Origin of the sequence: Edaphobacter sp. 12200R-103, assembly GCF_010093025.1 — a bacterium.
Lineage (GTDB): Bacteria > Acidobacteriota > Terriglobia > Terriglobales > Acidobacteriaceae > Edaphobacter.
The window spans coordinates 3212460-3225188 of record NZ_CP048114.1 but is presented as its reverse complement, the minus strand read 5'-3'; the positions used below and the strand labels follow the sequence as shown (position 1 = coordinate 3225188).

Here is a 12729-nt window from a genome sequence, read left to right as displayed (position 1 = left end):
CGCGCGTTCTATCATGAAGAATCAGTGCCCTGAGTCCGTCTCGGGGAATCGAAGGAGCATATGGAAATGACGATTGCGCAGCGGGTTGACGCGGATATTGTGGTCGCTATGAAGGCCAGGGACGAGCACAAACTGACGACCCTGCGTATGGTCAAATCCGCCCTGAAGAACAAGGCGATCGATAAACGCGCAGACCTGACCGACGCCGAGGAGTCCCAGATTCTCTCCACGCTCATCAAGCAGCGCCGCGAGTCTGTCGAGAGCTTCACCAAGGGCAATCGTCCGGAGCTGGCAGAAAAAGAGCGCACCGAGATCGGCATCATCGAAGCCTACCTGCCCAAAGAGGCCGGCGAAGACGAGATCCGCCAGGTCGTCCAGGGAGCCATCGCTCACCTCGCCGAAGGCGGCACCAAGCCCGGCCCCAAAGATATGGGAGCCGCCATGAAGGTCGTCCAGCAGCGCATCCTCGCCAACGGCCTGCGCGCCGACGGCAAGCTGGTCAGCGAGATCGTCAAGGCAGAACTGGCAAAGTAAAGCGCCTGCAGGGGATCGCATTTGACCCGAACGCCGCTGGCACCGTTATTCTGAGCGCAGCGAAGAATCCCTGTATCTCTCCCATACCTCCGCAGACGTTTGCCGGATGCCCGTCAGGAACCGCCCGCGATGGGGAATGTCCTACGTCTCTTTTCCCAAATCTGTCCGGCGGTGTCATCCTTATAGACATGACGTTCCGGACCACGCATCTTCTTCTCGCAGCGGCTCTCTTCGCCGGCAGCCTTCCGGCGCTGGCGCAGGAACAGGGGTACTGGCGCGCCTCCAGCAGCAATGCCCGGCAGATCACCGGAGACGTCGCTCTCGCGCCGGAAAAGCTCGTCATCAATTTCTACAGCACCACGATCTCCAACATTCGCGCGCTCGAGGCCGCCGAGATCAGCTCGGTCTTCGACGTGGACTCCAACGCCCAGGCCTCCGCCAACCTCTATCGCCTCAACATACCGGCGGAGAAGAAGTTCCAGCACCACAACAGCCTCTGCGGCTCGGAGCCCGTCACCTGGATGGTCGCCTCCGCCTCCGGAAAGACCCTGCAGCTCGCCTTCTTCTCCGGGCAGAAACCGCCTGTCTTCTCCTTCGAAGAGATGGCCAACTCCACCGACAGGTGCGGCACCTTCTCCTACGTCCGTTAGGTGTTCCGGGCAGAGCCATCCCGGGCGTCCCGGCCCGGTAGAAGATGCTGATTTATCACACTCTCGAGAAATCGCTTCTGCGGACGTCCGCATCTAAGCCCGCATGGTAGACATCGACCTGATCGTCAAACAACTCCGCGAGAACGGCCACGAAGTAGAGGACGTTCACATGGTGCCGCCCAACGCCGGCGAATATAACCTCATCGTCGACGGCGAGGGAGTCAACCTTGATGAGGCCCGCATCATTCTCGAACACGATGCAGCCAAAACCTAGGGGATCCACTGAGTAAGCTCATCCCGATAGAAGATGTCATCCTGCGTGCAGTCAAAGTGCCTGCCCTGAGCGAATTCGAATGGGATCTTCGATTCAGGATGGTGGCTGAGCCGGCGAACCGCAGATCCTTCGACGACGCTGCGCTCCGCTCAGAAGGACACCTTTGGGTAGTCCTTCGGCTGTCTGTTGACTTCGGCCTGGCAGGCTGTCCGTTAACTTCCGTCTGCCAACAGCCTGACCTCATCTGCATTAACGTCCATAAGGCGTCGCCGTATCCACCATCGGACTCAGCGGCAGCGTGAACGGCGGCTGCGGGTGTGCGGGGTCGAACTTCGCGATTCCGGAACGCATCTCCTTCACCAGCGAGCTCTTCTGGTCGCGCAACGACTGCACCACGCACAGCGCCAGCTCATACGCGCCGTAGCTGTTGAAGTGCGTGTTGTCGGCCAGCTCCTTCGTCTGGCCGGGAAAGGTATTCGCCGGATAGTGCACGAACGCCTTCAGGGTTCCCGCCGGTCCCATCGCCTCCCACATCACTTTGCTCATCGCATTCAGATCCACCAGCGGCAGCTTCTCTTCTGCCGCGATGCTGCGCAGCGTCTGCGGATAAGGCGCAAGCGTGTCGGTGATCTTTCCGGCGGCGCCGAAGCTGCGGCGATTCATGCTCGTCACCAGGATCGGATGCGCTCCCACGGCCTGCGCCTTCGCCACATACTTCTCAACCAGCTCCGTGTACTCCGTCTCTGCCGGAACATAGCCGCGGCCGGGCTTCTGGTCGTTGTGCGCAAACTGAAGCATCAGGAAATCGCCCGCCTTGATGGTCGAAAAGATCTTCTCCCACCGCTTCTCCGTCTCAAAGGAACGGATCGTCTCACCGGACTCGGCATGATTCGCAATGGATACCTTCGGACCGAAGAAGCGCGGCAGTATCTGTCCCCATGCGGCCCACGGCTCCTTGTCCTGATCGACCACGGTGGAGTCGCCCGCAAGATATACCGTCGGCACATTCGTGACAGCCTCTACCTTGATCCGTCGCACCGAGGGATGCTCGCCGTTGAACTCCAGCGTCAGCTTGTCGTCCCAGTCCAGCGCGCCCACCTCGCGGGGCTTCAGGTGTACGCGGTCGCCACTGGGAATCGCTGGCGTGCGCACATTGACGACGAAGCTCTCGGTCCTGTGCTAGCCCGGCTTTGTGGTCTCCTGCTCCACCATCAGCCGGCGCGACTCCGCGCGTACGGTCGTCGTGGCCGCAGCGTCGCCGCCCAGTTCTACCGTCACCCTGTAGTTTCCATCGGTCGCCGGAAACGAGACGAAGAAGGCGGCATCGCCCGCGCAGCCGGCCTTCGTCTGTTGCGAAGGCGGTGCCACCAGGTCAAACCCAGTCGCTGACGCCGAAAATCGGGCCGAAGACGTCGTTCCGCACTCAAATACAATCGGCTCGGCAGAAGCGCTTACTGCGGCCACGCACAAAATTCCTATCGTCCAGACAGCCTTCATCGCAGCTCCTACAGGCGTCGTTGCATCCAGGACCAAAGGCTATCATCTTCCCATCGAGAACAATTTTCCTTTTGGAAATGCGCCGGTCTTTCTTTCTCCCAGGCCGTTATCAATTTTCCTTATCGGCGATCATTCTTTTCTATGAGGCGAAGCTGTGTTTCCATTGCTCTAACTGGGAAAGGAGTGTCATGGAAGCCCGCTCGACCGTCCGTATCCTGACCTATCTCGTCCTTCTTTTCTTCGCCGGTTTCCTTGCGATTCAGTTCGTGCGACCCACTCTCGCAAATCCTCCCGTTACCGCCGAGGTGCAGGCGCCGCCTGAGGTCAAGCGAATCCTTCGGAGCTCCTGCTACGACTGCCACTCCAACCAGACGCGGCTCCTGTGGTTCGATCGCATTCAGCCTGCCTACTCGCTCGTGGTCAAAGATGTAAACGCGGGGAGAGCTCGCTTGAATTTCTCGGAGATCGCAAAGTTGCCGGCCGGCCAGCAGAAGGGGGCACTGTACGAGGCTCTCAATCAGGCGCAGCTTGGCGCAATGCCCTTGCCCCGATACACCCTGCTTCATCCCCGTGCGCGAATCTCGGACAACGATCTCGCTGTATTGAAGAACTATCTTCACCCCGCCTCCTCTGACCCGGCAGTTCCCAATCCAGAAGTCAAAGCTGCGGCCGATGCCCAGTGCAGCCAGTGGATTCATACAGGCCCGGCTTCGCCTCCAGTCTCGCCCGCACCGAATGGGATTATGTACCTTCCCGGCTATCGCGACTGGAAGGTCGTAAGTACGACGAACCGGTTCGACAATCACACCCTCCGGATCATCTTCGGAAACGATGTCGCCGTTCGCGCGATCGCAGAGCACAGGATCAATCCGTGGCCACAAGGAACGACCTTTGCCAAGGCCGCCTGGGCCCAGCAGGTCGATGACGACGGCAACACACGCGCAGGCAGCTTTATTCAGGTTGAGTTCATGATCAAGGACAGCCGGAAATATGCATCCACGGGCGGCTGGGGATACGCTCGCTGGCGCGGTCTGGACCTCAAGCCGTATGGAAAGGACGCAGCGTTCACCAACGAGTGCGTCGGGTGCCACACTCCCGTTCGTCGCAATGACTACGTCTACACCTTTCCGATCGAGGGACAACAATGAAAACTTCCATCGGTACGCTGCTCGCGCTCTCCGCAATCTTCTGTAGCCTGACGGGCTGTCAATCGCGCTCTCCTGAGCCGGCCTCTACAAACAAGCTGGCGGTCATTTCAGGACATCTTCCCTACAATCCTCTCGCGTGGAAGGCCATCACCACGTCGACCACTCCGCATGAGGGAACAATGTCGACCCTCTATGGGAACGATACCGCCGTCGCTCATGCGCGTGCAGGAGCGGATGGTCCCTACCCCCAGGGCTCTGTGCTTGCGGTCGTTACATGGAAACAACGGGATGATCCGCATTGGTTTGGAGCAACGATTCCCTCGCATCCACAGTCGGTGGAGTTCCTCACGATCTCATCCACCCCTGAGGCACCGCCCGTTTATGAGCGCTATCAGGGCTCTCCGCTTGCACGCATTGAGAACATCGATGCACAGACTGTTCAGAAGAGAGTGGTGTCCATCCTCTCGGAACGCGCTGCAGTTATGCCCTAGTCGGTCTGCGTCCCTTTCGCAGGATGAGATAGACGCTCACCAGCACCAGCGCTGCACCGGCCACGACATGTGCGGTCAGCGGTTCCCCCGCTGCAAAGTACCCCAGCGCGACCGCCACCACGGGATTCACATAGGCGTAGCTGGCAACGGTGCTGGCAGGCATCCTTCCCAGCAGCCAGACGTAGGCCGTAAAGGCCAGTACGGAACCGAAGAGGATCAGATACGCCAGCGCAAACATCGCTCGTGCTGAAGCGTGCGGCCATGGATGCAGTTCTCCCAGTAAGGCGGACAGTATCAGCAGAACCGCTCCGCCGATCATCATCGATCCGCCGGCCGCGACGGGACGCGAAGCCGGCAGCACCAGCCTGCGGCTGAGGACCGTCCCCAGGCACCAGGCAGCCGTTCCCAGCAGAATCGCCACGCACGGAATCACCGGAAGCGACTGCCGGGGGTCGGGAAGCAACAGGATTCCAACCCCGGCGAAACCGAGCAGTACCGCTGCAATCAAGCCCCATCGAAACGGTTGCAGACGGAAGACAAAGATCTCAAACGCAATGGTCATCAGCGGAACGGTCGCCGAGAGCACCGCCGCAATTCCCGAAGGGATGTATCTCTCGGCCCAGAAGAGCGCGCCATAGTCGATCACAAACATCAGCGAGCCCATCAGCGCGAGATTTCGCCACTCGAGCCGGGTGGGCCGCGCCGCACCGCGCATCCCCATGAAGGCCAGCAAAATGACACCGGCCAGAAACATCCGCACGCCCGCAGCAAACAGCGGCGGAATCTCATGCACCGCAATACGGATCGCGAAGAAGGTCGTTCCCCATAGCAGGTAGATGGCCAGGAAGGCGAAGATCACGCGCGGGTCCAGATTCCGGCCCCGGTCCAGGCGATCTCTGCTAACCACCGTAGTCGTCATAGGTGGTTACTACTTTACGAAGCTCCGCATAACCTGTAAACATGGTTTTGGAGGTTATCCACACGATTGTGACGAGATCCTTCCAACTTGTTGCCGGCCACCCTGCGCTCGATCTGGTTAACACGCTCGACTGGAGGTTTCGCGACTCCGGCGCAGAAGAACTGCTGAACTCCTATGAAGATCTTTTGCGCTTCGCCGAGCAGAGCGATGTGTTGAGCCAGCGGCAGGCGAGGGCCCTGCGCAAGGCAGACGGAGCCGCCGCAGCCCGCGCGCTGCAGCAGGCCCGCGACCTGCGGGAGAGTCTGGCGCAGCTGATCTACGCCATGCTCGAGCATCTTGAGCCTCCCGTGGAGGCGCTGCTGAAGCTCGATCGGCATCTGCACGTGGCGCAGTCGCATCGCGCGCTGCGTTGGAGCTCGAAGGGAATCCGGTCGATCTGGCCTGCAGAAAACGATGCTTTGCTGCCGGTGTGGCTGTTGGCGGAGGCCACGGCCGCGCTGCTGACCTCCGAGTCCGCAGGCTCGATCCGGGCGTGCGCCAATGCGGAGTGCCGCTGGCTGTTTCTGGACCTGAGCCGCAACCACACGCGGCGCTGGTGCGATATGAAGATCTGCGGAAATCGCACCAAGGCGCGACGGTTCCGTGAGCAGCGCAGCGAGCGTCGTTCCGGGCCGGCCCGCAGGCGCAACGCATCGACTATTCTGTAAGAGACAGCTTTTTTCGAGCGAAATCTTCCGAGCGAAAGCCCGGCTCGACGAAATAGAGGAAATCCTTTTGCCATTGAACTGCGGAATCGTCGGCCTGCCCAACGTGGGCAAGTCCACCATCTTCAACGCCCTGACCTCGGCCAAGGCCCAGGCGGCCAACTATCCCTTCTGCACCATCGACCCGAACACCGGGACCGTGACGGTGCCGGACGAACGACTGGACCAGATCACCAAACTGGTGGTTCCCAACCGAACCGTCCCGACGACGATGGAGTTTATCGACATCGCCGGACTGGTGGAGGGTGCGAGCAAGGGCGAGGGTCTCGGCAACCAGTTCCTGGGCCACATTCGCGCGACGGACGCGATCTGCCACGTGGTCCGCTGCTTCGACGATCCTGAGGTCGTCCACGTTGCGGGAGGCGTCAATCCCTTGCACGATATGGACATCATCAACACCGAGCTGCTGCTGGCCGATCTGGACACGGTGGAAAAGCGGGCGCAGCGCGTGGAAAAGCTGGCGCGGAACACCCAGGACGCGAAGATCAAGTCGGAGGCCTCGGCGGTAGCGAAGCTGAAGGCAGTACTCGAGGCCGGAAAGCCTGCGCGCACAGCCGACCTGACCGATGACGAGCGCACAGCCGCCCGCGAGCTGTTTCTGATTACAGCGAAGCCTCAGCTTTACGTCGCCAACGTGGATGAGGCTGCCCTCACAACCGGCAACGCCTACACGGAAGCCGTGGAAAAACGTGCCGCGGAAGAGGGTGCGCAGGTCGTGCGCATCTGCGGTGCGCTGGAGAGCGAGATCGCGCAGTTGGATCCGGGGGAGCGCACCGAGTTTCTGGAGTCTGTCGGGCTGAAGGAGCCGGGGCTGAACCGCCTGATTCATTCGGCGTACCGGCTGCTGGACCTGATCACGTACTTCACCTCGGGTGTGCAGGAGGTTCGTGCCTGGACGATTCGCCGGGGAACCAAGGCTCCCGGAGCGGCAGGCGTGATTCACTCTGACTTTGAGCGTGGATTTATCAAGGCGGATTGCTACTCCTGCGAGGATTTGTTCAAGTACGGCAGCGAGCAGGCGGTGAAGGAGAAGGGCCTGCTGCGGTCCGAAGGCAAGGAGTACGTGGTGAAGGACGGGGATATTCTGTTCTTCAAATTTAACGTGTAGGGTCGCGAAGCGACGCTTCATCTTCGGGAAACGCAGATCTTTCCATGAAAGTGTCATCTCGACCGAAGGCCCGCAGGGCCGTAGTGGAGAGACTCCCGCATTTTCATCTGTTCGCACAGCCCGATACTTCACGTGAGGTCACTTGCAGGACAAGCATCGCGAAAATGCGGGGGTTCCTCGACTCCGCTGCGCTCGCTCGGAATGACACTGAAGAGGCGATAGTTGCACCGCCCGACCAAAGGACACTCCATGAGGTGAACGAAAAAAGGGCCCGGCTAACCATCAGCCGGGCCCTTTCTATTTCAGTGAATCTTCTATTTCATTGAAGCTGCTTAGTTCTTCGCCGCAAGCTGGCGCAGAACGTACTGCAGGATGCCGCCGTTCTGGTAGTAGAGGATCTCCTGCGGGGTGTCAATCCGGACGGTTGCGGAGAACTCCGTGGTCTTGCCCAGATCTGACTCGGCGAAGACGCTGATAACCCGGCCGTTAGCGAACTTCGAGTCGAGCATCGCCTTCAGCTCGCCGGGTTGGCCGACGCGGAAGACCTCCTCGCCCGTCAGGTGGAGCGACTCGACGTTCTGACCGGGAAGGAACTGCAGCGGCAGGATTCCCATACCGACGAGGTTGGAGCGGTGGATGCGCTCGTAGCTCTCGGCGATGACGAAGCGGATGCCCAGCAGTCGGGGTCCCTTGGCGGCCCAGTCTCTGGAGGAACCGGAGCCGTACTCCTTGCCCGCGAGGATGGCGAGCGGCGTGTTGCGCTGCGCGTAGGCGACCGAGGCGTCGTAGATCGACATCGGCACATCGTCCGGGAGCAGGCGCGTGACTCCGCCCTCGGTTCCTGGCGCGAGCTTGTTCCGCAGCCGTACGTTGGCGAAGGTTCCGCGCACCATGACCTCGTGGTTGCCGCGACGCGAGCCGTAGGAGTTGAAGTCCGCGGGCTTGACGCCGTTGTCGGTGAGGTACTTGCCTGCAGGTCCGTTGAGCTTGATGGAGCCTGCGGGCGAGATGTGGTCGGTGGTGACGGAGTCGCCGAGCACGGCGAGGACGCGGGCGCCGGCGATGTCATCGACTGCATCGGGCTGGGCCTTCATGCCGTCGAAGTAGGGCGCCTTGCGGATGTAGGTCGAGTCGGGCTCCCATCCGTAGGTCTTGCCCTCGGGGAACTTCAGGCCGCGCCAGTTCTGGTCGCCCTGGGTGACGCGGCTGTACTCCTCTTCGAACATGTGGGAGTCGATCGAGGCGGCGACGACCTCGGAGACCTCCTGCTGGGTGGGCCAGATGTCGCGCAGGTAGACGGGGTTGCCGTTCTTGTCCTTGCCGAGAGCGTCGGTCTCGAAGTTGTGGCCGATGTGACCGGCAAGAGCGTAAGCCACCACCAGCGGAGGGCTCATCAGGTAGTTGGCGCGAACGTCGGGGGAGATGCGGCCTTCGAAGTTGCGATTCCCGGAGAGCACGGAGACAGCGACCAGGCCGTGGTCCTCGATGGCCTTTGAGACATCCGAGGGCAGCGGGCCGGAGTTGCCGATGCAGGTGGTGCAGCCATAGCCGACGGTCTGGAAGCCGAGTTTGTCGAGATAGGTCTGGAGGCCGGCCTTGGCGTAGTAGTCGGTGACGACGCGCGAGCCGGGAGCGAGCGAGGTCTTGACCCACGGAGGAGTCGAGAGTCCCTTCTCGACAGCTTTTTTGGCCAGCAGGCCGGCAGCGAGCATGACGTAGGGGTTCGACGTGTTGGTGCAGGAGGTGATGGCCGCAATCACGATGGAACCGTGATCGAGGTAAGGCTCCGGATCGATGCCGTAGCGGTCCTTGACGGTGACGCTGGGGGCTTCGAGCACGGCGACGGCGGTATCGGGCGCGCCCTTGCTGCTCTCCGGGTTGCCGTTCAGCGAGGCGTGTCCGCCCTCACCCTCCCAGCGGAGGACCTGACGGACCTCATTTCCGTTGGCGTTGGGGCCGAGCAGCGAAGGAAGCTGCTTCTGGAAGCTGGGACCGGCCTCGGAGAGGAGAACGCGGTCCTGCGGGCGCTTGGGTCCGGCAACGGAGGGCTCGACGGTAGAGAGATCGAGCGCGATGGTCGCGGAGTACTCGGCCTCGGCGGCGTCGGCGGTATGGAACATGCCCTGTTCCTTGTAGTACGCCTCGACGAGGGCGATCTGCTCGGCGCTGCGGCCGGTCAGGCGCAGGTAGTTCAGCGTCTCCTTGTCGACCGGGAAGATGCCGCAGGTTGCGCCGTACTCGGGGGCCATGTTGGCGATGGTGGCGCGGTCGGCCAGCGGAAGCTCCGACACGCCGGGCCCGTAGAACTCGACAAACTTGCCGACGACGCCGAGCTTGCGCAGGGCCTCGGTGACGGTGAGGACGAGATCGGTGGCGGTGGTGCCTTCCTTGAGCTTGCCGGTCAGCTTGAAGCCGACGACCTGCGGGACGAGCATGGAGACCGGCTGGCCGAGCATGGCGGCCTCTGCCTCGATGCCTCCGACGCCCCAGCCGAGGACGCCGAGGCCATTGATCATCGTGGTGTGGGAGTCGGTTCCGACGAGGGTGTCGGGGTAGGCGAGGCCGTCCTCGGTGGTGAAGACGACGCGGGCCAGGTGCTCCAGGTTGACCTGGTGGCAGATGCCCATGCCGGGAGGGACGGCGGAGAAGTTACGGAAGGCCGTCTGGCCCCACTTGAGGAAGGCGTAGCGCTCGCGGTTGCGCTGGAACTCAAGCGCGGCGTTGATGTCGTAGGAGCCGGAGGTTCCGAACTGATCGACCTGCACGGAGTGGTCGATGACCAGTTCGGCGGGCTGCAGAGGGTTGATGCGTTCGGGGTCGCCACCGAGGGCGCGCATCGCGTCGCGCATGGCGGCGAGATCGACGATGGCAGGGACGCCGGTGAAGTCCTGCATCAGCACGCGGGCAGGCATGTAGGCGATCTCGCGCGAGGGTTCCGCCTTGGGATCCCAGTTGGCCAGGAACTTGATGTCGTCGGCGGTGACGGTGCGGCCATCTTCGTGGCGCAGAAGGTTCTCAAGCAGGATGCGGAGCGAGAAGGGCAGGCGGGTGAGGTTGACGCCGGAGGATTTCAGGGCATCGAGGCGGAAGATGGAGTAGTTCTTCGAGCCGGATTTCAGGGTGGCTTTGCTCTTATAGCTGTCGGGATGATTCGGTGTGCTGGACATCTGTTTTTATCTCCAGGGCGCGGCATTGCGCGCGGGTTGGGAGGCCTGAGGCTGGCAGGAGCAGCCTCGGTCCGACGGAAAAAGCGTATCAAAACTATTGGGAGAGAGTCGGGATAGAGGCCGATTTCATCGTCCGCGATCGGGACGGCCGTGACGAAAACGCTTGAGGATAGGGCGACGTCTTGTCATCGCGTCTATTCTACGACCAGCATTTAGCGGCTCTCAACTGTTTCCATTGCAGTGGTCGAATAGCGATGCGCTTTGCTGAAAAAGGATGCCCGGCTATGACTTTTTGATAAGAAGTTTGGGAGGAGTCATCGCAGGTTTTCATCGGGAAAGCACGCATCTGAATGAATGAATCGGTGTTCATAGGGGTATTGAGGAGTCATACGGGACCATGAACGGACAGGGCATGAACGAAGAGGGAAAGAGACGCATCCGGGTCTTCCTTTCGAGACGTTTTACGGTCATTTTGTTAGGGGTTGTTCTCTGTGGAGGAGCGGCGTTTGTCGGCTGCCACTCTTCTGCGCAGGCTGCATCGGCGGCGATGGCCGACCAGGGGCCTGACCCGGCGGACGCCAACATGGCGCCGATCGAGGAACAGACCAGCGGACAGAATGAGGACCAGGCTGCAAGGCAACCGGCAGCGCCGGCAACGGCGCAGGAACAGCAGCAGGAGCCGGCCCCAACGCCTTCCGGTGTTCAGAACGAGAGTGTGCAGCGCGCCCAGGAGTATGAGCGGACCGGAGCGCAGCAGGGTGCTCCCCCGCCCGATCAGCAGCAGAATCAGGCACAACCCTACGAGGACCAGCAGGCGCAGGGTTACGACGATGGCCAGGGCAATCCCGACCAGGACGAAGCAGACTATGAAGAGCTGGAGGCCGATCAGCCTCCGCCTGCTCTGCCGACCTACGACCAGCCTCCGGCGCCTGAGCCGGACTATATGTGGACCCCGGGCTACTGGGGCTATGCCCCGGCGGGCTACTACTGGGTTCCCGGCGTCTGGGTTGCGGCTCCCTGGCCGGGCGCGTTGTGGACCCCCGGTTACTGGACCTTTTATGGCGGCCGCTACCGCTTCCATCATGGATATTGGGGCCGCTACATCGGTTTCTATGGCGGCATCAACTATGGCTGGGGTTATCCCGGTTACGGCTTCTACGGTGGTTACTGGAGAGGGAATCGCTTCTTCTATAACCGCGCTGTCACGCGCATCAATGTAACCCGCATCACCAACGTATACAGCCGTCCGGTGGTGATCAACCGCACGTACATCAACAACACCCGGGTCTCGTATAACGGGGGCCGTGGCGGCCTGCAGGTGCGTCCGCGTCCGGCGGAGATTGCGGCGCGGCGCGAGCCTCGCCTGGCCCCGATGCGCACGCAGATGCAGGTACGCCAGCAGGCGGTCCAGAACCGTCAGCAGTTCTTCAACGCCAACCGTGGCCGTCCGGCGACGTTTGCGGCGGCCCAGCCGGTGCAGGCGGATCGCGGCGTTCAGCGTCCGATGGCGATGCGGCCCCAGATCCGCCCGGGCCAGAACCAGCCGCGGCCCGGTCAGAATCCGGGCCAGAATCAGCCGCGGCCAACGCAGCCGCAGGTCCGTCCGGCACAGCCGCAGCAGCCGCAGGTTCGTCCGGGCCAGCCGAACATACAGCCGTGGCGGCCTGAGGTTCGTCCGGGGCAACCGGGAAATCCGCAGGTACAGCCTGCCCGGCCCCAGCCGAACGTAAGGCCGACACAGCCGCAGGTTCGTCCCGCACCGCCTGAGGGCCGGACGCAGTACCGGCCAGGGCAACCCAATGTGCAGCCCGTCCAACCGATCCGTCCGAATGCACAACCCGGCCCGTCACCCCGGCAGGTTCGACCATCGCCACAACAGGTGCGGCCTGCGCCAATTGAGCGTCCGGCGCAGCCACAGCAGTATCGGCAGCAATATCGACCTGCGCCCATGCCCCGGCAGTCGCCGCGGCCAGAATATCGTCCTGCGCCGCAGCCCATGCAGCATTCGGAGCCGCAGCCGCACGGTGGTGGCGGGCACGGTGGGGGTGGGCACGGAAGGTAAGGCAGAGAGGATGTATGAGCGAAAGGGGTCTGCTGTGGTGCAGGCCCCTTTCTTTTTGGCTCCGTCGCTCTGTGCTCCGGTGCGCAGTGGCGGTGTTTGACTTCACTCTCCGCGA

General features: G+C 62.0%; 12 protein-coding genes. 8 read left to right on the top strand and 4 right to left on the bottom strand.

What is annotated here, in order from left to right; translation table 11 throughout:
- Positions 1 to 66 precede the first annotated feature (66 nt).
- From GWR55_RS13450 to GWR55_RS13440, 3 genes are all read left to right on the top strand, one after another.
- Positions 67 to 534, top strand: coding sequence for a GatB/YqeY domain-containing protein (locus GWR55_RS13450; protein ID WP_162403985.1), 468 nt, complete (start codon positions 67 to 69; stop codon positions 532 to 534).
- A gap of 188 nt (positions 535 to 722) precedes the next feature.
- The gene (locus tag GWR55_RS13445; protein ID WP_162402712.1) at positions 723 to 1184 is read left to right on the top strand and encodes a hypothetical protein; all 462 of its coding nucleotides are present in this window, start codon (positions 723 to 725) and stop codon (positions 1182 to 1184) included.
- 103 nt (positions 1185 to 1287) lie between these two features.
- Entirely contained in the window at positions 1288 to 1458 is a 171-nt protein-coding gene (locus tag GWR55_RS13440) for a hypothetical protein (RefSeq protein WP_162402711.1), read from the top strand.
- A gap of 249 nt (positions 1459 to 1707) precedes the next feature.
- On the opposite strand, the gene GWR55_RS13435 is transcribed toward GWR55_RS13440, so the two are convergent.
- Both GWR55_RS13435 and GWR55_RS19320 read right to left on the bottom strand, forming a co-directional pair.
- On the bottom strand, positions 1708 to 2610 hold the full coding sequence (locus GWR55_RS13435; protein WP_238398409.1) for a rhamnogalacturonan acetylesterase: 903 nt from the start codon (positions 2608 to 2610) through the stop codon (positions 1708 to 1710).
- A gap of 27 nt (positions 2611 to 2637) precedes the next feature.
- Entirely contained in the window at positions 2638 to 2955 is a 318-nt protein-coding gene (locus GWR55_RS19320) for a hypothetical protein (protein WP_238398408.1), read from the bottom strand.
- Between the two features lie 188 nt (positions 2956 to 3143).
- On the opposite strand from GWR55_RS19320, the gene GWR55_RS13430 reads away from it, so the two are divergent.
- Positions 3144 to 4103 (top strand): heme-binding domain-containing protein, encoded by a 960-nt coding sequence (locus GWR55_RS13430; protein WP_162402710.1) that lies wholly within the window; start codon positions 3144 to 3146, stop codon positions 4101 to 4103.
- On the top strand, positions 4100 to 4594 hold the full coding sequence (locus tag GWR55_RS13425; protein WP_162402709.1) for a cytochrome P460 family protein: 495 nt from the start codon (positions 4100 to 4102) through the stop codon (positions 4592 to 4594). Before GWR55_RS13430 ends, GWR55_RS13425 begins: the two co-directional genes overlap by 4 nt.
- Here the strand turns inward: GWR55_RS13425 and GWR55_RS13420 are convergent.
- Positions 4584 to 5513, bottom strand: coding sequence for an EamA family transporter (locus GWR55_RS13420; RefSeq protein ID WP_162402708.1), 930 nt, complete (start codon positions 5511 to 5513; stop codon positions 4584 to 4586). The genes GWR55_RS13425 and GWR55_RS13420 overlap by 11 nt on opposite strands.
- A 41-nt stretch (positions 5514 to 5554) precedes the next feature.
- Between GWR55_RS13420 and GWR55_RS13415 the strand changes: the two genes are divergently transcribed.
- Complete coding sequence (locus GWR55_RS13415; protein WP_162402707.1) at positions 5555 to 6220, top strand: CGNR zinc finger domain-containing protein; 666 nt, start codon at positions 5555 to 5557, stop codon at positions 6218 to 6220.
- Positions 6221 to 6287: 67 nt separating this feature from the next.
- Entirely contained in the window at positions 6288 to 7385 is a 1098-nt protein-coding gene (gene ychF, locus GWR55_RS13410) for a redox-regulated ATPase YchF (RefSeq protein WP_162402706.1), read from the top strand.
- Between the two features lie 332 nt (positions 7386 to 7717).
- Here the strand turns inward: ychF and GWR55_RS13405 are convergent, their stop codons facing one another.
- Positions 7718 to 10552 (bottom strand): aconitate hydratase, encoded by a 2835-nt coding sequence (locus tag GWR55_RS13405; RefSeq protein WP_162402705.1) that lies wholly within the window; start codon positions 10550 to 10552, stop codon positions 7718 to 7720.
- A gap of 397 nt (positions 10553 to 10949) precedes the next feature.
- Between GWR55_RS13405 and GWR55_RS13400 the strand changes: the two genes are divergently transcribed.
- Positions 10950 to 12614 carry a YXWGXW repeat-containing protein gene (locus GWR55_RS13400; protein WP_238398407.1) on the top strand — a complete coding sequence of 555 codons (1665 nt, stop codon included), beginning with the start codon at positions 10950 to 10952 and terminating at the stop codon, positions 12612 to 12614.
- The last annotated feature ends 115 nt before the right edge of the window (positions 12615 to 12729 follow it).

Coding starts and splice junctions, on each gene's coding strand:
- GWR55_RS13450 (WP_162403985.1), top strand. CDS start 67: ATGACGATTGCGCAGCGGGTTGACGCGGATATTGTGGTCGCTATGAAG.
- GWR55_RS13445 (WP_162402712.1), top strand. CDS start 723: ATGACGTTCCGGACCACGCATCTTCTTCTCGCAGCGGCTCTCTTCGCC.
- GWR55_RS13440 (WP_162402711.1), top strand. CDS start 1,288: ATGGTAGACATCGACCTGATCGTCAAACAACTCCGCGAGAACGGCCAC.
- GWR55_RS19320 (WP_238398408.1), bottom strand. CDS start 2,955: ATGAAGGCTGTCTGGACGATAGGAATTTTGTGCGTGGCCGCAGTAAGC.
- GWR55_RS13430 (WP_162402710.1), top strand. CDS start 3,144: ATGGAAGCCCGCTCGACCGTCCGTATCCTGACCTATCTCGTCCTTCTT.
- GWR55_RS13425 (WP_162402709.1), top strand. CDS start 4,100: ATGAAAACTTCCATCGGTACGCTGCTCGCGCTCTCCGCAATCTTCTGT.
- GWR55_RS13420 (WP_162402708.1), bottom strand. CDS start 5,513: ATGACGACTACGGTGGTTAGCAGAGATCGCCTGGACCGGGGCCGGAAT.
- GWR55_RS13415 (WP_162402707.1), top strand. CDS start 5,555: ATGGTTTTGGAGGTTATCCACACGATTGTGACGAGATCCTTCCAACTT.
- GWR55_RS13405 (WP_162402705.1), bottom strand. CDS start 10,552: ATGTCCAGCACACCGAATCATCCCGACAGCTATAAGAGCAAAGCCACC.
- GWR55_RS13400 (WP_238398407.1), top strand. CDS start 10,950: ATGAACGGACAGGGCATGAACGAAGAGGGAAAGAGACGCATCCGGGTC.